This is a genomic window from Fodinicola acaciae (assembly GCF_010993745.1).
Classification (GTDB): Bacteria; Actinomycetota; Actinomycetes; order Mycobacteriales; family HKI-0501; genus Fodinicola; species Fodinicola acaciae.
Map to the genome: position 1 here is coordinate 1,493,428 of NZ_WOTN01000003.1, position 18,756 is coordinate 1,512,183.

Genomic DNA, 18,756 nt, shown 5'->3' on the forward strand with positions numbered 1-18,756 from the left:
CAGCTATGAAACTGAACCTTTTCAGAATTCCAGAGCCTGCCGTGAAGGCGCTTAGGAAGAAGTTCATGGACAGCGGCATGGTCGTCACCAAACGCGAGTCCCAGGCCGGCTGGCGCGGAGCCTTCTATTACTCGGCTGGCCCAGCGCGCAAGGTCAGCTGGGCCGAGACGTTTCGTGACTACCTTGAAGGCCAGCAGTTGCCCTTAAATCGCAACGCCTTCGCGGCGTTCATCTTCACCCGAAAAGAAGACTGCTTTGTACTGAGTTTCGGCAAGACGCACTTCTTTATCCGTCCGTACTGTGACTATGACTTCGGCATCGAGCTCGCGAAACGAATAGCGGACGAAAACGACAGTCGGCAAACAGCGTCGCGCCGATACCAGACGCGCCGTAAGAAGGACATCAAGAGTTATGCGACGGACACGCCGTTGGACGTGGAAAGCGGCGAGGCCGTCGAGTACCTCCAGATGGGCATCGTTACGTCCAAGCGTGAACGCTTTGGGGTGGCGGGCAAGTTCGGTACGTCGGCCCTGCTCCAACCCGACATTGAGACCAGCGAGATTGGTAAGCTCTTGACTGATCTCGTTGATGTGCTCGCCGAGCCAGAGCAGTTTCCGCTGCCGCGGACAACCACGATCAAGGACGAGGACGAGATCGCACACTTCGATGAGCTGCTGCTTGATGAGCTGACAAGTGACGCCGCGACATCCGAGCTTACCCACAACTCTTATGACCTCTACGGTGTGGACTTCATCTTCAACGAAGATGGCAAATTTGTCGTGAGCTGTCGCGGTGGCGGGCCACGAACCACCTACGACCATCTGACGATTCAGGATCTCCGCACCTACATCCAGGTCAACAAAATTAGCCGCGATTCCATCTTGAATATTCGGATTCATCACGAGCCCGACGACGCTACGCCGTACACCAAGCCACTCAAAGAGTCCATCGACTTCATTGCCGATGACGAGCAGGTCCTTCTAACTGGCGGCCAGTGGACGAAATTCAACCAGGATTACCTGAAGTTCCTCGACCAAAGCATCGCCGCCATCGACATGGAGCCCGTCGAAGCTGAGTTCGCCAAGATCGTTGGCGGTGAGCCGGCATTCAACATCTCCGCCGCAGTTAAGCGTGCCGGGTACGCCGTCGCCGACAAGGACTTCTCGATATTCAAGACCCGATCGAGCACGCCAGTGGAGGCGTGGGATCTCAGCCGCGATGGCTGCGTCTATGCGGTTAAGTTTGGCACCCCGCAGAAACTCGGTTATGTCTGCGACCAGGCGCTCAACGTCCTGGAACTGATTCGCAACCGCGCCAACGTCAACGACATCCCGGACTTTACAAGCTACTGCCTCTGGTTTGGTTACGAAGCGAAGAGACCACTGACGGACCTGCGCGCTAGCGGCTCGATCATCTTGAAGCAGAAGATTGACAACTGGGCGCGGAAGGCGCGCGACCTCGGTATTCGGCCGGTCATCAAGTTGAGCCATCGGCCCAAGAGCTAGGCTGAACGCCAGCGTCAGCGTCAGGCTCATGCAGCGTGCGCGAAACCAATGCTTGTCAATCCGGCAACGTCACAACGGTAACGGTGTGCGGCTGCGTATCGAAGTTCCATATCCACGCTACTAGGGTGTACTGCTGGCCTTTCGTGACGCGCTCGACGCTCGTACTGATGGCAGTTTTCGGCGTGTCGTCGCTGAGCCGGAACACCAGGTCTGGTGGGGTGACCGCTAAGCCGAAGGGGCCAACCGGGACCGTCGTGTGCTTGCCAGGTTCGACGGTAGCGTCGCCAATGATTGTTGCTTGGGTGTCTTCAGGGGTGTTGGGGGTGGTAGGCATTGCCTGTACCTCGTTTAGGGTTTGCTTGGCGGTAGGGTGTGCCTCCCCACGTCCCCGCACTTGCCTGCTAGGGCGTTGACCGTCCGACGTTTGCCAAGCAACAGAAAAGCCAGCGTCGAAGCGCAACCCTTCCGCAAATCTGCGGGGGGGGCGATGCCGGCTTGGTGGCCGCGGTGGCGGTCGAACAGTGCACCTGATTTATTGTTGCCCGGATCCCGGGCCCTACCAGGAAAAATTATGCGCCCTCTTGCTAGCAGGGTCAACAAAACAGCGGCGCGCCCGCTGATCCCCCAGCCACAGGACACGCCGCCGGCTCATTGCTGACGCCGATGTGCCACCGACGCCGCCCTCTGGCCTTGCGTCACTGACACTGCGATAACCCGATTGTCGGCCGTCCATTCACCGGTGCCGGCGTACTGAGCCAGTGGTCGGCTACCCAGAAACCGCGGTTGCCGTACGAGATGTTCCACCAGACGCGGTTACCGTTGGAGCCGACCGGGTCGCCGTACGGGTAGTAGCAGTACAACGTCAGCCAAGCGCCCTCGGGCGCGCCGTAGCCTTCGCCAGGTCCCCACGGGACGGAGCGGTACGCAACCCCGATGCCACCGGTACCCACGACTTGGTATTGCGGAAAGTTGTCGGCTTGGGCTGCCGTGGAGGCGCCGAAGGTGACGGCCATGAGCATGGCCAGGAATACCAGCGTCGAGCGCCAGAATGGCAGTCGCCTGGCCGACTCCTGGTCGAGGCCCAGCGATACACCGCGTTTGGTCAGCATGTTTCCTCCTTGCTGTAAGGAATGAGAGATTTTCACGGGTGACCTTGCTGTCGCCCGCCAAAAAGACGATATGAACCTGTAGCCGGCCGTGGTGTACTGCTTGCATTCGCCGCCGCTGCGTGCAAGAAGTCACGGGGATGACCGCCACATGGCACCAGCTAAGAAATCCTCGTCTCGCCAGGGACGACCAACTGAGATCGGCCGGGCGAGCCATGCCTTGGCCGCCGGTTCGGAGGATGCCTTAGCCGGCTGGCTGCTCCGCATCAACCGGATGGCTGGTGTGAATCCGTCATACCGGCAGGCGACGCGCTTTATCGCCGACTTTCCCGGTGGTTGCTGGCAAGCCGGCGCGGATAGCTACAAGGTCTCGCGCTGGGAAACAGGTGCTATTCGCGTACCGTACCTGGCCGTCCGCCGCTACGAAGAACTGCTGCGGTTGGAGTCCAATCAGCTGGTCAGCGTCATTGACGCCGTCAACCGCTACCTGGCTCCGTCGATCGTGGCCATGCCGCGGCTGGAGCGCCGCGTCGTGGTCGAGCAGCCGGCTGACCATGAACGCCTCGCGGTCATCGTCGACCGCGTGTACGGCGATGATCCTGTTTCCGGTGATAGCTGGGACAGCCTGTCAGCCTTTCTGGCCAGCAACCCCGGCACGGTGATACTGCGTAGTAACGGCGTCTGGAGCGCGATCGCGGAACGGCTCTTGGCCGAGCTCGTCATCGCTACGGGACGCGCCTGGACGCAGCGCTACGAGGCGTTCAGTCGACTGTTGGCCCACCCCATTGCTCAAGCCGCGGCCGTAGACGCCTGCGCACAGCTGGGACGAGATCCGACCAACCAGGTGTTCATCGACACGCTGTCCGTCCTGGACGCTAGTCCCCATCCGGCGGCCGGCCACGAGCTGGTCCGCCAGATTGCCAACGCCGTCAACGACCGCGCTCGCTATGGCGCCCTGCTCGGCAGCGAGCGCAAGCTGCGGCTTGGGCACTTCGCACCGGCCGACCGAGCGGTGCTGGAGCGTCTACTGCGCGACCTGGCCACCTCGACCACCTGCGGAGACGCACACGGCGACTTTGCTCGCCATTTGCTGCAGCAGGTCCAGCCGGATCGGACCAGCGCAGCGCACAATCTTGATCAGGCACCTGCGGCTGATGCGGTCGTAGCGAGGTTGGTGCTCAAGCTCGCTGGCGACGAACGGCTCGGCGAGGCCGCCACACGCGATGCACTCCTGCCGACGCTCCTGCATGAAGGTCTCTACAGCCCGAGCGCTGACACGCAGCTGTACGCCGCACTCCTGCTCAGGGCATCGCCCTACCGACACCCGCTGGCCAGGGCTGTCGGTAATGAACTTCGTGCATCGCGGCTCACCGCCACTGTCGGCACGGCGATCGCGCTGGTGAATCTGTTCTGCCTCGTCGGTGGGCCGGCGGATGGCTCTGTGCTAATCGAGCTTTTGACCCGACGCGATGTGCCGTTGTCCGTGAAGGAGGCGGCGGCCCTGCGTATCGGCCACGTCGTGCAAGGCGCCCCGGGGTCGGCTATCGGGACACTTCTCGACTTCTACCTTGCGCAGTGGCAGCGGCAGCGCGCGTCGAGTGTGGCGACCATCATTGGGGATCTTGGCTACAGCATTGGCGTGGCGGGCGATGAGCAGGCGCTGCATCGGCTGGCCGCTGCGGAGGCACCGGCTGAAAGTAGGCGTGCCGCGCGCTGGTACCGAGATATTCCGCGTGCCGTACGCATCAGCGCACAGACTTGAGGTCAGCGTACGGCGACGGAGCACCGATGGAACCACGGCAATGCCTGTAAATTGCGTCAGGCTTCCATGCTCGGATTCGCTATACTGAAGAGGCGGCTGTGTGCTCTCCGGCCGCTGTTTTCGTGTCTCTGCCCTGAATATTCATGATCAGGCCGTTGCGCGCTATGTGCGTGGCGGCCTGGTGGTGAAGGACCGCCCATCAGGCGACGTGAATAGCGGTCTCGTTAGGTGTGTGGTCGGTGATCACCGCAATCTACCTACCGGCGGACGACGAACAGCCTCTGCGCAAGCAACGGATTGTCTCCGGAGACGTTGAGACATACCGGGCTGCGGTCGAGGGCAATCTGCAAGTCGTGACGCTGGAACGGCCAAGCGCTTCGTTGTACGTCAATGAGGACGGCAAACGGAACTACCAACCGCTCAACCAGCGGGCAACTGTCCTGCTGTGGGTACACAACGGTGCGTTCTGCGGCCGGGACCCGATCTGTGGCGATGCGCTGCTGGTGGGGCCACCAGACCAGCACTGTGACGACACGAACGTGCCGGAGGAGTACGTCAGGCTGTTGTTCAACGGCGGCCGGTATCGGGTCGAGGTGCAAGTGCACGGCGAGGACGCCTGGTATCACAACCGGGTGGTCTTCGATGACTGGTTCAGTGCGTACGTACGCGCGGTTGATCTGGCGCAGTGGTGGACGCTGGTAGCTAATGTGCGGGTGGTTGCGGCACCCTAACGGCTTCGCCCCGGTCAACAGCAGCCAGCGTTGATCGGGGTCTTACTACAGTAGGTCGATGCTGTGGAATTAACCTGCGGCCTTGTAACTCAAGAATTTGATTTGTTACGCAATGTATGCTTTAATATTTCAGTTAACGGTATGTGCTAATGAACCACAATCTTGAATCAAAGTCTGATGAGCAATTCCAAGAATCTGGATCGCGGACCCTTCTATTTACTGGGGACAGTATCAATGCTCTGACTTCTAGTCAACTCGAGATGCTCGGGCAGGTAGCTCTTGCGTTCGGGGCGGAAATGCGCGTAGTTGAAGACTGTGAATTACCCGAGAGCTCACGAGTCAAAGAAGCAGGCGGTGAGTCTTGTACATGGATTGCAAAAGAAGACCTGCTGGAGTGGGGTCGATGTCAAGTAAATACCAGCGGAGGTCGCTTGGCGAGCGTCTGGACTGCCATCATGGAGACGGGATCTAATCCAAATCGTGAGCGCGACCCTAAGCCTGATTTACGGTACGACGAATCGACAGGAACGGTTGAACTAGAGAGTGTGTATGAGCGTTTGGCGCGTACTGGTATGTCGAGATACGCATGGATTGGTCGAGGCGGGACGGGAGTTGCAGCATCCGAAACGATATATTGCCTCGTTAGATACGTGAACGATCGATTGAATCGAGGCGGCCTCGACCCTCGCAGGATGCAGCATCATCCGTATCCGTGGCGAGCCCAATGACTAAGTTTTGACTATCTCAATGGTGGTTTCAAATACTGCAAAGCCATCGGCTCTTAAGGTTTCGATATCTTGACGGTACTTTTGTTCGGAAGGGTCTTCTTTGAGGGCATAGGTGGTCATTTTGTCGTCAAATGCCGCAACGATTTCGCCGTTGATCCACACCTCATTATTTGTCCGACCGTCCTCGTAGTTGAAGACGAGCACGAACCTTGAGCTGCCAGCGATCTCGGAGATGTGCGGTAAGAATGAACGGTATCGAGCCACGGCTGCAGTTATTGTGCCTCGCTCCATATCCTTATCCCAGAGTAGTCGGGACAGCTCCGTCCCTCCTTCTCTGGACCTTATGAGTGCTGCTTCGAGCTTGGGGTCAGGCTCTCTTAGCTTTATCGGTCGATTTCTGCGTTTCGAGGCGAACCTTTCGTAGCCCATCGCAAGCACCATGATGGCTTCTGCGTGAGAGCCCAGCGGACGCAGTTCTTCCGTCAGCAGCGCGCTGTACATCCGTTCAATCCCGTCGAGCACCAGTGCTGCGGCTGGGCTAAGTAGCTCGTAAAGCAATTCTCCTGTATAAGGATGCCCTTCATAGTTTGAGAAGTGATACCGAGTAAAGAAAGGATCGATAAGAGCATAAGAGTCCAATAACTCCATGGCCTGAGCGTATGAATGAGCACCGCGATATGCGGGATGCTCTCTCGCGTAGGCCTGAAGAATGGGCGGGGCCGTGGTTGGTGGTCCCTTAGAGGCTATGGTCAAGTATGCCAGCAATTCGTACGCCAGAGAGTCTCGACCGCGAACTTCATCGAGCACATAAGATAGAACGACGGTCAGCGTTCTACCTTCTGGTAACATTATTCGTTCAGCGAGTCCGACCGCGTCTGCTCGAATATCTCTACAGAATGACGCCATGTTTCTTGCCAAGTGCCGATACAGTCTGGCGGCGTGATGGATTAGGAGAGGATAGCCGCTGCAGCCTTCGGCCAGCAGCGCCGCGTCTCGCTCGCCAATCCCAGGAAGCTTCTGCTGCGCGAGCGCTTCAGCCTCATCTGGCTGCATATTTCCGACATTTATGAAATGGCAGTAATCTGGCGGTGAATTACCTCTGGTGCGGCACGTAGCTATAACAATGGGACATGGATTTTCGTGAAGAAGCAAGTTGTGTAGCTCTCCCGCACTCTCAAGGTTGTCTAGGATAATACACGGTGCGGTCGGCGAATCGCTGAGCAACCTGCCAAAGAGCGCCAGTTGGTTATCGTCGGCAGTTCCTTGGTAACTAAGCCATCGATTCAGCACGCGATACAAGTGGTTTGGTACTAAGGCGCCGCCACTGACCTTCAGTAAGACCTCGCTCGCATCGCCTGGAAGGACCTCGGCAGCAAGGGCCTTTGCGAGACTAGTCTTTCCCATCCCGGGCGGGCCAACCAATACGATCACCTTTGCGCCGGAATTGAGAACTTCTCGGAACTCGGCGTGATATTGGTCGCGCTTGATGTATGTCGTACGCCGTTGGTCGTGAGTTAATTCACGTATAGCGCGAGCCAACCTAGCCAATGCGGCGCGATTTCGTGTATATGTCGTCTTGGGGTCGAGATCGGTCTCACTGAACGTCTCGCGTATTTTGGTTCTTAAGTCGCGCGCAGTGTAGTGCTCAAGTCCGCGCTGAAGTCCGAACAGGATTTCAAGGCGTTTTCGCGTGTTTTCTTCCGTAATCGTTGCGCACGCCGCGACAATAAGCCGCTTGAGGCAATCTCCTCGCCTTATGTTCGGTGCGTCTGTGGTGTATCTGCGTCCGATGTCGAGTAAACCCTGAATCTTCGAGTTGTCCAGCGGCCGATAGCTTCCACGGTTTTCGTCGTACATGTCGAACCTTCGACCACTTGCATGAGTGAGCTGCTGAACGAGTGGATCGTTCTCGTTGGGACCTGCCAACTTGGGCCTCGCAGTCGCTCGTCCCTGTCTTCTTGCCACCCGGTTCGTACACGGTACACCCGGTTCGTATCCACAGAAGCCCGGTTCTTCTCCTTGCTCGTCAGATGACTGGCTCCCGAGTTCCTTTCTAGAGTCGCTGATGTCGGCGATCGACGCTGGTGACACAGCCCGCGCTGGCTCGTTCCTTGATCAACTCCACAGCGACACGAAGCCCGATGTACGACTTTGGGCTTCAGAAAGGAGCACACACCTGTGCCCGGAGAACTTAGCCGCTACCGGCGGATGTCCGCCGTGGAGCGGCGCCAAGAAGCTGAACTGCTCGGCATCGACCACGTCACGGAGCTGGCCGAAGCGCAGGTCGAAGGCATCGCCCGCGTCACCAGGCGCGCACTGTTCGAGACCCTGCAGACCAGCATGCTGCGTCAGAAGGCCGAGCAGCTCGCGCCGGACGGGGCCGAGCTGTACGCCATGCTCATGGTGGCCGGCACGATGGAGATGGGCAACGTCATCTCCGGCCTCAGCCGTAAACAGCGGCGGTAGGCCATGCAGCCCTATTGGTTCAACGTGTGCGTGTTCGGCGGAGGAATGTTGCTTGGCGCATTCTTCCTGCTCATCTTCAGTGAATACGTACCGGAGCGCTGGTCGGCTGCTCGCCGTCAGCAGCGGCTCGATCAGCGACGTCACGCCCGACAGGCCGAACGTCAGATCACCTTGCTTGGCCAGCAAATGCGTCTCCTCCTGATGGAAGCTGCCCTGCGACGAGGCACCACCAAGTCGTCGCGTCGCAGCCGCCGTCAAGCAGACGAAATTTGGGAGACGTTCGTAGAGCACGAGCGACCCGAGTAAATCGCCATTTGTCCGATGGTTGGAGCCACGGCTACCGGACAACCCCTCCCTTGTGAAAGGAGCCGAGGACCTATGAATGGGACGCCACGGTAGGAAACGACGGGTCGGTAAGGCCGCAGATCGCGCACAAGAGCGGCGAGCCGAAGAAACGCAAAACCTGGCCGATGAGTTGCACGAACAGTGGCGACGGGAGCCACGAGACGAATGAACCTGCTACTGGCACTCGGCCTCATCTTCCTCGCCTACTGGGTGGGAAGGCTGCATCAATGGATCTTGATCGCTAACGATGTGCTCGGCTCAAGCCGGCGCAACCGAGGTGGCCGCTGCCGCTAGACGGTGAGTCACGGCCACGAATGGAGAGTCAGGAATGGGGCGGCCAAGGTCGTTCCGTTCCTGACTCTTCTAAGAGAAGCCCCGACGACGGCGACAGCCGACCAGTCGGTGGTTCGAATCCCTTTTCATGGAAGGAGCCAAGGACCTCGGAGTGCCGAGGAAAGGCCGAAGCAAGCTTGGTAAGGCCGCGCGACGGGCACAAGCCGAGCGCGCCCGTGATCTGGAAGAACGGTTCGCCGCAGAACTGCGGCGCGATGCTCGGGCACATCGTATTGCGGAGGCGGACCAAGTCGCTGAGAACCCGCTGCTGGCGAGCGAAGCATCTGAAACTGCCGAGCAGGCGGAAGACGGCCGTACGCAGTGAGCGGCGTGGAGCGGGTGTCATTTCTCCACCGTGGTTGTCTCGTCTACCAGCAGGCCCATGACCTGCCTATCTACACCATTCCGTATGAACGAGTGGTCATCGACGACCGACTTGGCCACCGCATCGGAGCTGCCTATCTCGCCGCGCCGATGCGCGAAAAGTCGGCTGAGCAGGCCTACCAAGCGTTCCGCAATGAGACGCTCCGCCAGTTTGACTACCTGACCCGCCCTGTTTCTCGGGGCGGCCTCGGGGTGGATGTCAGTGTCAGCTCCGTTGATCCGTACGCCGATGTCGACGGTCTCGTTGACGACCTCCAATCGCATCGGCGCATCAGGGTCTTCGCTACTTGCGGCTCTGGCAACGAACACCCGTGGTTCAGCAATGCGGACAACGACCGGTTCCGGGCCGTCCATGATGCCTTCGGTCATGCCGGCACGGGCTGCGGGTTCGACCCAGCCGGCGAAGAAGCGGCCTGGGTCAAGCACAGTCAGATGTACACGCCACTCGCTCGACGAGCTTTGGCGAGTGAGACTCGCGGCCAAAGCTGCGCGATGGTGTACGGCTGCCAAGGCGCGTACTTCCCAAGGCAGAAGGCAATCCTGCTGCCGGCGGCCTTCGCTGACCTGAGCACGCTCCGGATCAAGGCGGGGCCGGCTGGCATCAGCGTTCCAGCGGCTGCGGGGTTGGACCAGCACGACAACAACTGAAGTCTGAATGCGTAGGCGGTACGCGCCGAACGGTCGTACTGCCTACGCACTCTCTATCTGGAAGGAGAAGGACAGTGCTGTGAAGGTAACCATCGGGCCGATTCTCGGCCGTAGTCTCGCCGCAGTCGGCGTGCTCTTGTTGGCCGGCCTGTTTATCAAGCTCATCGTCGCTATTTTGCAGCCAGTCTTGCCGGTCTGGTTCATGCTCGGCTTGACGGCGGGCTGGGGAATGCTGTGGGCCGCTATCAGCCCAGCGATTCCGGCCATTGCGGCGGCGGCCATCCTCGTCGCCATAGTCTGGATCATCCTCGGGCGGCGGTGGTAGTCATGAGCCGTCGACGTCGTCGTCCGAGCCTGCTCGGCTATCTGCTGTATTTGCTGTTTCTCGTCCTGGTGTTCGCGGTGACGGTACGCGTCGTCGTGGCGTTGCTGCCCTGGCTTATCGCCGGAGCGCTGTTGCTCATCATCGGACGCCTGGTGATCGGGTGGTTGTGGCGGCGCGGTGACGGTGACTGAGCCGCAGCCGGCCTTCACGGATACCGCGGCCGGCATCATCCGCTGGACCGTCACCGTCGTAGCGGCGGTTATCGCCACGCTGACGTTCTGCTTCGGGTTCGGGAATGTCTGGCATTTGGCGCTCCAGCTCGGCGTTCCCGGCTGGGTCGCGCCGCTGGTAGCGCCAGCGGTCGACCTCTCGGTAGCCGGGTTGCTGGTAGCCCTGCAGTATCTCCGCGCCAAAGGCGTACGGACCCGGTTGTTGGGACCACGTGGCCTGCTGCTGTTCTGCGGCGTGGCCACGCTGGCGCTGAATACCGCCGAACCGATGTTGGCCGGCGCCTACGGTCGCGCGATGTTTGACGCTATTTGCCCACTTTTGTTGCTGGGGTGGTCAGATGTCGGCCCCAGGCTCATCGCCGCCTTGCACAAGACCGTCCCGGACGGTCTGGCCGCTGAAAAGTCGGCACCCGACGAGACCGTGCCCTCGATCGCGCTCGTAGCAGCCGCGCGCGAGCTGGCGGCGATGCACCAGGCCGAGCATGGCCGGCGTATCACGAGGGACGAACTGCGCGCCGGCATGTCGGTCTCCAACGAGATGGCCGGCAAACTGCTGCGGTTGGTGCGGTCGCCGCCTCGTCAGCCGTAGCTGCGAAATGTACAGCACGCTTCACCGGTACGGCTGGCGCTGTGAATTTCACGGCTTGCCAGCCGTGCCGGGTTTTGGCTTAGTAACAGGCCGAAGTTGTCGCTTCGACCATCCACCAACGTAAGGAGCCAAGGAATGCGCTAATGCCATCCGAGTATCACCTACACGTCTATGGCGAACCCCGTCCCGATCGCGACTTGGCATTGCTGGCCCAGGCGCTGGTGTTGTTCAGCCAAGACGAAGCAGCAGCCGCTGCTGACGTAGACCTCCTGCAGTCCGTCCTCGACGAGGAGGACGCGGCATGAGCGTAATTTTCCTGCTGCTACTGGCGCTTGCAGGCCTTGGCGGCATCGTGTACGCCGTCCGGGCGCGTGACGCTGCTACCTGGCGACGGTCGCTTGTTGCGTATCGCCTCGACTGGCCGGCTTCCCTGTCGACCGAGGACGTGGCCCGCTGGTTGACCAGCATTGCCGCGCAGACGCAGCCGATGCGCCTCTCGCTGCTCCGGCCGCCACCGGTTGCTTTGGAAATCACCAGCAACGCGAGCGGCATTACCTACGTCGTCCTAGTCCCGAAGGACGGCCGGGACCGTTTGCTGGCCAGCCTCAAAGGCGCGCTGCCCGGCGTCCGCGCCACCGAGCTGCCGGACTATTTAACGAAGCAGTCGACCTACCGCTTAGCCGCTGAGCTGACCATGACGAGTCAGACACGGCCACTGGCCGCGGAACGGGCCGAAGCCGCTAGCGCCGCCTTCATCGCGGCGTTGCAACCGGCTGGCAGTGCGGAGATCCGCATGCAGTGGTTGCTCGTCAGTGCCGGTACGCCGCCGCCAGTGCCGACAACCCATGCCAGCCGTACGGAATCTCCGGCGTGGGGTTGGGAGAACGCCGTACCCAAGGACGCGGAAGCGGTCCAAGCTGCACGGAAGAAACAGGCACATCCGCTGTTGTGGGCTATCGGACGGCTCGGTGTTACGGCGCCGAACGACGACATCGCCGAGCAAATGCTCGGCAAGATCTGGCCGACATTCCACACCATGAACGCTCAGGGCGTGCGGCTGCGCCGGCGCATGTTGCCGAGTTCGTGGGTAGCCCGACAACTCGCCGCCCGGTCGTACTCCGGTTGGTCGCGGTGGCCGTTGCTTGTCAACAGCGCGGAAGGTGCGGGACTGCTTGGACTGCCCGTGATGGCTACGCCGTTGCCGGGACTATCGCTCGGTACCTCACGGCAGCTACCGCCAGCGCCGGACACGCCGCGGACGGGGTGTGTCATCGGGGAGACGACGTATCCGGGTACGCAACAGCTGCTGGCGATTCACCCAAAAGAGCGCGTTAAACACCTGTATTTGGTAGGTCCGACCGGGACTGGCAAGTCGACCCTGCTGGCGAACTTGGCGTTGCAGGATGCCGTTGCTGGCAAGGGAATGCTCGTCCTGGACCCGAAGGACGACTTGGTTGACGCCGTCCTTGCTCGCCTGCCCGAAAAGCGTCTTGGCGATGTCCGAGTCCTTGACGCTGTCAGTAGCCGACCGCTCGGCCTCAATCCGCTGCACCTGTCGGGCAGTGAGTACGCCCGCGAGCTGGCGGCTGAACAGACTGTGCACATTTTTAAGAGCATTTACAAGGATTTCTGGGGGCCAAGAACGGATGATCTACTCCGTGCCAGCCTGATTTCCTTGACGCAGGTACCCGCGCCGAACGGTCAACACTTCGCCCTGACCGAGGTCGCGGAACTCCTGACCTCGCCGGAACTGCGTACCTATGTCATGCGCTCCTCGCGCCTCGACGAACGCTGGCGTCGCTATTGGCAGGATTATCACGTACGTAGCGAGGCCGACCAGCTGGCGATTATTGGTCCAGTCCTAAATAAACTGCGTGCCGTCACCCATCGAGCCAGCTTGCGCGGCATTCTTGGTCAAAGCGACGGTTTGCAGCTGCGGGACATCTTCACCAAGCGAGCCATCGTGCTGGTGCCGTTGTCGTCTGGGCAAATAGGAACAGAAGCCGCAAATTTGCTCGGCTCTTTGGCTGTCGGCGCGCTCTGGGCTGCCACCTTGCAGCGTACGGCCGTGCCGACCGAACGGCGCAGCGCAGTCAATGCGTACCTGGACGAGTTCCAACAGGTGGTGCGCATCAGCGACGATCTGACGGACATGCTCGGCATGGCGCGTGGACTTGGACTCGGACTTACCCTGGCAAATCAGTACATAAAGCAGCTACCGGAGCCGGTTCGGGCCGCGGTGTTGGGTACGGCCCGGAGCCAGTTGTTTTATCAACTCGACTATGACGACGCCCAGACTGTGGCCAAGCGCTTCAGCCCGCTGTTGACGGCCGATGACTTCATGGGCTTGCCGGCCTACGAGTTTGTCGCCCGCTTAACGGTCAACGGCAGTACCCGACCACCGGTAACGGCCAAAGCCTTCCCACTCCCGCCGCCTAACCGCGACCCGCGCGAGCTGCGGCAGTGGCTAGCCGAACGCGACGGCACTGACCGTGCAGCCGTCGACGCTGACCTGCATGCCCGCAGTCGGCCTCGCCAGCGTCCCGGTGGCTCATCCGGCTTTGGTCGGGTGCCAAGCGGCGACGGCGGGACGTCATGAGCCTGCTTTCATCCTGGCGCCGTCTTGCCATCGACGTTGACTTCGCCGGCTTACTCGGTCGGTGCGTCACCTCGGCAAACGCGCCAATAACGACGCCGAAATACTCCGTCCTTCCAGGAGTCTCCGTATGACGGCCGGGGGCCAGCCGGCCCGCGTGCGTGACGCGCATGTCGCCTGGGTCCGCGCGCGTCTCAGCGACCGTGACTGGCAACTTGTAGAAACGGTAAATCGCCTCGGTCTGATATCTGGCTGGCAGCTTGACCGCTTGCACTTCACCAACTTGACGGGCCGCTCGCGTACGGTGACACGCTCCAGCACGTTGGCGCGGTTGGTGCGGTGGCGTGTCCTGTATCGGTTGCCGCGTCGCATTGGCGGTGCGGCTCGTGGTTCGACGGTTTCGGTGTATGCCGCGGATACGGCCGGTGCACGCCTGCTAGCTGAGCGCGCCAACCTCGGTCAGCTTGATGCCGTTGTCCGGCGGCCGGGCGTGCCCACCGAGCGGTTCGTCGCTCACACGCTCGCGATCTCGGAGTTATTCGTTGAACTGACCGAAGCCGTGCGTACGAGCAACGGCTTGTTGCTGCGGGAGTTCGAGGCGGAACCGGCGGCGTGGTGGCCGGACGGCCGGGGTGGGTGGCTTAAGCCGGATGCCTATCTGGTTGTCAGCGACGGCACAGATGACCACTTGCGGTGGATTGAGGCGGACAACGCCACCGAGAGCCTGCCGACGATTGAGCGCAAGCTGCGGGTCTACCTCGACTTTGTCCGGCGCGGCAACGTCGGGCCGCGCGGCACAATACCGCGCGTGCTGATCTCGGTGCCGAATGAACATCGGCGACAGGCGGTGCAGGCGCGTATTGCCCGGCTACCGGAGCCCGCCAACGAGCTGTTTGTGGTGACGGTAGCCCAAGAGGCTGTGGCGTTCGTGCTCGGCGAATTGCAAGGCGCTGGTTAGTAGCGGCTGTGTGACAATCGGCGCGCGGCTGTATTTTCTGCATATGTAAAAGAAATTGGATAGAATTAAGTGATTTTCCCGTCATTCCAACAAAAAGAAGGGGTGGCTAACCTTGGTATCGAAGGCGTTCCAACGCATCGCCGGCAACGACTACGTGTCCTACCTCCGCGTGTCGTCCAAGTCGCAGGTGGAAACCGACTACGATCCTCAGGGAATTTCTTTGCCGGCGCAGAGGCTGGCCGTCGACGAACGCGGTGCGGAGCTTGGTGCCCGACGGGTGGAAGAGTTCATCGACCCCGGCCGCAGCGGCAAGACGATCGACCAGGGGCCGGACTTCCAGAAGATGATTGCCTACCTCAAGGCGCATCCCAACGTGCGGTACGTCATCGTCTATGCGCTGTCGCGGTTCGCCCGCAACCGGCTTGACGACGCCATCATGATGGCCACCCTGGAAGGCCTTGGCGTACGGCTCATCTCGGCCACCGAGCGCAACATTGACGACAGCCCGGCCGGCCGCATGATGCACGGCATTCTCGCGGTCTTCAACGAATACCAGGTGCTGCAAAGCGGCGAAGACATCCGCTACAAGATGGGTCAGAAGGCAAAGCATGGCGGCACCGTTACGAAAGCGCCGTTCGGCTACCGTAACGTCCGCGTCGAGTACGAAGGCCGCGAAATCCGGACGGTCGTGATTGACGAGGACTACAGCCCCTACGTCAAGATGGCCTTCGAGCTGTACGCCACTGGCCAGTACAGCTTCCCGGATATCCGCGACGCGCTGACCGATGCTGGCCTGCTCATGCCGGGCAACCGCAGGCGCGGCAAGCGGCCGATCTCCATCCACAAGATTGGCGATATGTTGCGTGATAGGTACTACATCGGCTTTGTGCGCTTTGACGGCATCGAGTACGAGGGACGCCACGAGACGTTCATCGACCCGGAGCTATTCGAGCGGGTGCAGCGGGTGCTGTACGTCGAGCGCAATGCCGGGACGCGACAGCGGCATCATGACCACTATCTGAAGGGCTCGCTGTGGTGCCACCGCAGTCGGCACCGCGTCGTGCTGCGGCCGAGCACCGGCAAGTCGGGACGGCAGTACTTCTACTTCATCTGCCGAGGGCTGGTCGTACGGGAATGTGACTTGCCGTCCATACCGGTGGCTGAGGTCGAGCGGGCGGTGGAAGCGCACTACGCGACCATCGGCATCTCGGCGAGCGAGCGGGAAGCCATCGAACGGCTGGCGCTGGCGGCTGTACGAGGCAGTCAGGAGAGCGCGGCCGCGGTTCGTACGCAGTTGACCAAACGGCTGGTGGAGCTGGATGCCGAAGAAGACCGCTACCTGGACTGTCTCGGCGACCCGGCCTGGCCCCAAGCCAAGCTCAAAGCTCGGCTGCAACGCGTGCGGGAAGACATCGCCGGCATCCGTCGCCAACTCGAAGCCGCCAGTAGCGACCTGACCACTGGCCACGAAGTGCTGCTGGCGACCTTGGAGTTGCTGGAGCGGCCGCGCGAGTTGTATCGCCGCGCCAAGCCGCGTGTACGCAAGGTCCTCAACCGCGCGATCTTCGGCCGGCTGTACCTCGACTACACCGACGGGCAGGTCCGCGTACCGCGTGAGGAGCTGCGGCAGCCGTTTGAGGCGATCGTCACGGCGCACAAGCTCCACCTCGGCATACGAACCAGTGCGCCCCTCAAAACCGACAAACGAAACGGCGCCCCCACGAATGGGAGCGCCGATACCTGCCGTATCTCCACCCTGACTCCTGTTTCAGCAGGTCAGGGTGCGAATAACGGCCCTGTGGTGGAGCTGAGGGGATTCGAACCCCTGACCCCCTCGATGCGAACGAGGTGCGCTACCGGACTGCGCCACAGCCCCATGAACCGTGTGCAACGGTAGCACGGTGCCGCCTAGCGCCCACTCACCGGGTCGGCGGCGAGGGAGGCGAGGATTCGGAGGCGGTCGGCGGACGGGGAGCCGGGTTCGGCGGTGTAGATCATCAGGATGAGGCCCGGTTCTGCGGTGATGGCCAGTTCCTCGTACGCGAGGACCAGCTCACCGGCTTCAGGGTGGTGGAAGCGCTTGGTGCCGGCGCCGTGGGTGCGTACGTTATGCGAGCCCCAGAGCGTCCGGAAAGTCACGCTTTGCGTGGAGAGCTCCCCGACCAGGCTCTGCAAGCCGCGGTCGTGCGGGTCGCGGCCGGCTTCGGCGCGCATGATGGCGACGCACATTTCGGCGAAGAGCTCCCAGTCGGGATAGAACTCGCGCGAGGCGGGGTCGAGGAACTGGAAGCGCGCCAGGTTGGGCGTACGGCCGCTGTCGCCGATCAGCGGTGAGTAGAAGACCCGGCCGAGCGCGTTGCTAGCGAGCAGGTCCTGTTGCGGGTTGCGTACGAACGCGACGCCGTCGGTGATCGCCGCCAGGCCCAGTGCAGGCTCGGCCGCGCGGCGCTCTGTCTGGTGGCTCGCCGCCGCGGCCGGCCGGAGGTGGGGATGCCGTCGGCGGCGCGGGCGAGGTCGAAGAGGTGTGCGCGTTCGGTGTCGTCGAGGCGCAGGGCGCGCGCGATCGCGTCGAGTACGGACGCGGAGGCGCCGGCGATCGCGCCGCGTTCGAGTTTGGCGTAGTGCTCGACGCTGACGCCGGCGAGCAGCGCGACCTCGGCTCGTCGCAGGCCGAGTACGCGCTGGTTCGCACCGGCCGGCAGACCGGCCTCGGCCGGTGTGACCTTTGGCCCGGCGCGTCATCAGGAACTCGCGGACCTCGGAGCGGTGTCCATGTCGTGAGGGTAAGCCGGTTCCAGCCGTGTGGGGTTCCCTGCTGGTACACCTCTCGACAGTGACTTCCACGCCAGCGGCGGCCGGCATCTACTCGAGCACGTGCGCAGTACGCTGCTCCTCCTGCTGACGGTGCTCGCCGGTCTTGCGGCGATCGTCGGACCGCTGCTTGGTGGCCAGCTCACGGTGGTAACCGACTGGCGTGGCCTCTCTCTTCCCGGCGGCGATCGGCGTCGAGAAAATCGTGCGCGGTGTCATCATGTACGCACCAGGCGACATCCGTGTCGAGGAACGCGACGATCCGGTGATCGTCGAGCCGACCGACGCGGTGATCCGCATCGCCGCGTCCTGTGTCTGCGGCTCGGACCTGTGGCCCTATCGAGGCGTCGACGAGCTGTCCGGTCCGACGCCGATGGGTCACGAGTACGTCGGCGTCGTCGAGGAAATCGGCGCGGACGTGCGGAAAATCAAGGTTGGCGACTTCGTCGTCGGATCGTTTTTCGCCTCTGACAACACCTGTGAGATCTGCCAGGCCGGCTACCAGAGCCGCTGCGTGCACAACGTGCCGATGGGATCGATTGGTACGCAGGCAGAACGCGCGCGCGTCCCGCTCGCCGACGGCACTCTGGTCGCCACGCCGGCGCCGCCTCCGGCCGACCGGATTCCGAGCCTGCTCGCGGCCTCCGACGTGCTTGGCACCGGTTGGTTCGCGGCCGTCGCCGCCGCGGCCGGTCCCGGCAGGACCGTCGCGGTGGTCGGCGACGGCGCGGTCGGCCTGCTCGCTGTGCTGGCCGCCAGGCGGCTCGGCGCCGAGCGGATCATCGCGATGAGCCGGCACGCGGATCGTCAAGCGCTGGCACGAAAATTCGGCGCCACCGACATCGTCGAGGAGCGTGGCGGCGACGGCGTCGCGGCGGTCAAACGGCTTACCGGAGGGCTCGGCGCGCACAGCGTCGTCGAGGCGGTCGGCACGTACGAGTCGATGACACAGGCCATCCACTCGACCCGTCCCGGTGGTCACGTCGGCTATGTCGGCGTCACGCACGGCGTGCGGTTGGACGGCATGGACCTGTTCTTCTCCGGCGTCCACCTGCACGGCGGTCCCGCTCCGGTCCGGCGGTTCCTGCCGGAGCTGGTCGAGCTGGTCATGGTCAGCGAGATCGATCCCGGTGCGGTGTTCGACCTGACGCTTCCGCTCGACGACGCGGCCGCGGCCTACCAGGCGATGGACGAGCGCCGTGCCAGCAAGGTGTTGTTGACCGTGTAGTTCTCACGGTG

18 protein-coding genes, 1 tRNA gene and 2 pseudogenes are annotated in these 18,756 nt (G+C 62.0%); 15 read left to right on the forward strand and 6 right to left on the reverse strand.

Features of this window, described 5'->3' with window-relative positions:
* Nucleotides 1-5 precede the first annotated feature (5 nt).
* Complete coding sequence (locus GNX95_RS33245; protein ID WP_163511610.1) at nt 6-1,505, forward strand: DUF6119 family protein; 1,500 nt, start codon at nt 6-8, stop codon at nt 1,503-1,505.
* Nucleotides 1,506-1,560: 55 nt separating this feature from the next.
* On the opposite strand, the gene GNX95_RS33250 is transcribed toward GNX95_RS33245, so the two are convergent.
* Together GNX95_RS33250 and GNX95_RS33255 are read right to left on the reverse strand one after the other, a co-directional pair.
* The gene (locus GNX95_RS33250) at nt 1,561-1,839 is read right to left on the reverse strand and encodes a hypothetical protein (RefSeq protein ID WP_163511611.1); all 279 of its coding nucleotides are present in this window, start codon (nt 1,837-1,839) and stop codon (nt 1,561-1,563) included.
* A 361-nt stretch (nt 1,840-2,200) separates the two neighbouring features.
* Nucleotides 2,201-2,614: a hypothetical protein gene (locus GNX95_RS33255; RefSeq protein WP_163511612.1), complete on the reverse strand. Its 414-nt coding sequence runs from the start codon at nt 2,612-2,614 to the stop codon at nt 2,201-2,203.
* A 217-nt stretch (nt 2,615-2,831) separates the two neighbouring features.
* Between GNX95_RS33255 and GNX95_RS33260 the strand changes: the two genes are divergently transcribed.
* Both GNX95_RS33260 and GNX95_RS33265 read left to right on the forward strand, forming a co-directional pair.
* Nucleotides 2,832-4,373, forward strand: coding sequence for a hypothetical protein (locus tag GNX95_RS33260; protein ID WP_163511613.1), 1,542 nt, complete (start codon nt 2,832-2,834; stop codon nt 4,371-4,373).
* 239 nt (nt 4,374-4,612) lie between these two features.
* Nucleotides 4,613-5,104: a DUF3846 domain-containing protein gene (locus tag GNX95_RS33265; protein ID WP_163511614.1), complete on the forward strand. Its 492-nt coding sequence runs from the start codon at nt 4,613-4,615 to the stop codon at nt 5,102-5,104.
* Nucleotides 5,105-5,832: 728 nt separating this feature from the next.
* On the opposite strand, the gene GNX95_RS33270 is transcribed toward GNX95_RS33265, so the two are convergent.
* Nucleotides 5,833-7,689, reverse strand: a complete 1,857-nt coding sequence (locus GNX95_RS33270; protein WP_163511615.1) for an AAA family ATPase — start codon at nt 7,687-7,689, stop codon at nt 5,833-5,835.
* A gap of 321 nt (nt 7,690-8,010) precedes the next feature.
* Between GNX95_RS33270 and GNX95_RS33275 the strand changes: the two genes are divergently transcribed.
* From GNX95_RS33275 to GNX95_RS44520, 11 genes and pseudogenes are all read left to right on the forward strand, one after another.
* The gene (locus tag GNX95_RS33275; protein ID WP_163511616.1) at nt 8,011-8,298 is read left to right on the forward strand and encodes a hypothetical protein; all 288 of its coding nucleotides are present in this window, start codon (nt 8,011-8,013) and stop codon (nt 8,296-8,298) included.
* A gap of 3 nt (nt 8,299-8,301) precedes the next feature.
* Nucleotides 8,302-8,604 (forward strand): hypothetical protein, encoded by a 303-nt coding sequence (locus GNX95_RS33280; protein ID WP_163511617.1) that lies wholly within the window; start codon nt 8,302-8,304, stop codon nt 8,602-8,604.
* Between the two features lie 460 nt (nt 8,605-9,064).
* Nucleotides 9,065-9,301, forward strand: a complete 237-nt coding sequence (locus GNX95_RS33285) for a hypothetical protein (protein WP_163511618.1) — start codon at nt 9,065-9,067, stop codon at nt 9,299-9,301.
* Nucleotides 9,298-10,008, forward strand: coding sequence for a hypothetical protein (locus GNX95_RS33290; RefSeq protein WP_222854102.1), 711 nt, complete (start codon nt 9,298-9,300; stop codon nt 10,006-10,008). The genes GNX95_RS33285 and GNX95_RS33290 overlap by 4 nt, the downstream gene beginning before the upstream one ends.
* 79 nt (nt 10,009-10,087) lie before the next feature.
* Nucleotides 10,088-10,333, forward strand: coding sequence for a hypothetical protein (locus GNX95_RS33295; RefSeq protein ID WP_163511619.1), 246 nt, complete (start codon nt 10,088-10,090; stop codon nt 10,331-10,333).
* Between the two features lie 2 nt (nt 10,334-10,335).
* Entirely contained in the window at nt 10,336-10,524 is a 189-nt protein-coding gene (locus GNX95_RS33300; RefSeq protein ID WP_163511620.1) for a hypothetical protein, read from the forward strand.
* Nucleotides 10,511-11,152: a hypothetical protein gene (locus tag GNX95_RS33305; RefSeq protein ID WP_222854103.1), complete on the forward strand. Its 642-nt coding sequence runs from the start codon at nt 10,511-10,513 to the stop codon at nt 11,150-11,152. Before GNX95_RS33300 ends, GNX95_RS33305 begins: the two co-directional genes overlap by 14 nt.
* A 143-nt stretch (nt 11,153-11,295) precedes the next feature.
* Entirely contained in the window at nt 11,296-11,457 is a 162-nt protein-coding gene (locus GNX95_RS33310; protein WP_163511621.1) for a hypothetical protein, read from the forward strand.
* Nucleotides 11,454-13,751 carry a type IV secretory system conjugative DNA transfer family protein gene (locus GNX95_RS33315; protein WP_163511622.1) on the forward strand — a complete coding sequence of 766 codons (2,298 nt, stop codon included), beginning with the start codon at nt 11,454-11,456 and terminating at the stop codon, nt 13,749-13,751. The genes GNX95_RS33310 and GNX95_RS33315 overlap by 4 nt, the downstream gene beginning before the upstream one ends.
* A gap of 127 nt (nt 13,752-13,878) precedes the next feature.
* Nucleotides 13,879-14,706: a replication-relaxation family protein gene (locus GNX95_RS33320; RefSeq protein ID WP_163511623.1), complete on the forward strand. Its 828-nt coding sequence runs from the start codon at nt 13,879-13,881 to the stop codon at nt 14,704-14,706.
* Nucleotides 14,707-14,893: 187 nt separating this feature from the next.
* Nucleotides 14,894-15,613, forward strand: a pseudogene (locus GNX95_RS44520) (recombinase family protein); the annotation flags it as partial.
* 36 nt (nt 15,614-15,649) lie between these two features.
* On the opposite strand, the gene GNX95_RS33330 reads toward GNX95_RS44520, so the two are convergent.
* The 3 genes and pseudogenes from GNX95_RS33330 to GNX95_RS33340 form a co-directional block, all read right to left on the reverse strand.
* Nucleotides 15,650-16,363: a hypothetical protein gene (locus GNX95_RS33330; protein ID WP_163511624.1), complete on the reverse strand. Its 714-nt coding sequence runs from the start codon at nt 16,361-16,363 to the stop codon at nt 15,650-15,652.
* Nucleotides 16,364-16,505: 142 nt separating this feature from the next.
* Nucleotides 16,506-16,582: transfer RNA gene (locus GNX95_RS33335), tRNA-Ala, on the reverse strand.
* 32 nt (nt 16,583-16,614) lie between these two features.
* Nucleotides 16,615-17,448, reverse strand: a pseudogene (locus tag GNX95_RS33340) (helix-turn-helix transcriptional regulator).
* 274 nt (nt 17,449-17,722) lie between these two features.
* Here GNX95_RS33340 and GNX95_RS33345 point away from each other — a divergent pair.
* A complete protein-coding gene (locus GNX95_RS33345; protein WP_163512084.1) occupies nt 17,723-18,745 on the forward strand; it encodes a zinc-dependent alcohol dehydrogenase family protein in 1,023 nt (340 codons plus the stop codon).
* Nucleotides 18,746-18,756 lie beyond the last annotated feature (11 nt).

Bases quoted from the DNA above. Each gene is read 5' to 3' on its own strand.
- GNX95_RS33310 (WP_163511621.1), top strand. From the start codon at position 11,296: ATGCCATCCGAGTATCACCTACACGTCTATGGCGAACCCCGTCCCGAT.
- GNX95_RS33300 (WP_163511620.1), top strand. From the start codon at position 10,336: ATGAGCCGTCGACGTCGTCGTCCGAGCCTGCTCGGCTATCTGCTGTAT.
- GNX95_RS33320 (WP_163511623.1), top strand. From the start codon at position 13,879: ATGACGGCCGGGGGCCAGCCGGCCCGCGTGCGTGACGCGCATGTCGCC.
- GNX95_RS33270 (WP_163511615.1), bottom strand. From the start codon at position 7,689: ATGTACGACGAAAACCGTGGAAGCTATCGGCCGCTGGACAACTCGAAG.
- GNX95_RS33280 (WP_163511617.1), top strand. From the start codon at position 8,302: ATGCAGCCCTATTGGTTCAACGTGTGCGTGTTCGGCGGAGGAATGTTG.
- GNX95_RS33255 (WP_163511612.1), bottom strand. From the start codon at position 2,614: ATGCTGACCAAACGCGGTGTATCGCTGGGCCTCGACCAGGAGTCGGCC.
- GNX95_RS33285 (WP_163511618.1), top strand. From the start codon at position 9,065: ATGGAAGGAGCCAAGGACCTCGGAGTGCCGAGGAAAGGCCGAAGCAAG.
- GNX95_RS33245 (WP_163511610.1), top strand. From the start codon at position 6: ATGAAACTGAACCTTTTCAGAATTCCAGAGCCTGCCGTGAAGGCGCTT.
- GNX95_RS33250 (WP_163511611.1), bottom strand. From the start codon at position 1,839: ATGCCTACCACCCCCAACACCCCTGAAGACACCCAAGCAACAATCATT.
- GNX95_RS33315 (WP_163511622.1), top strand. From the start codon at position 11,454: ATGAGCGTAATTTTCCTGCTGCTACTGGCGCTTGCAGGCCTTGGCGGC.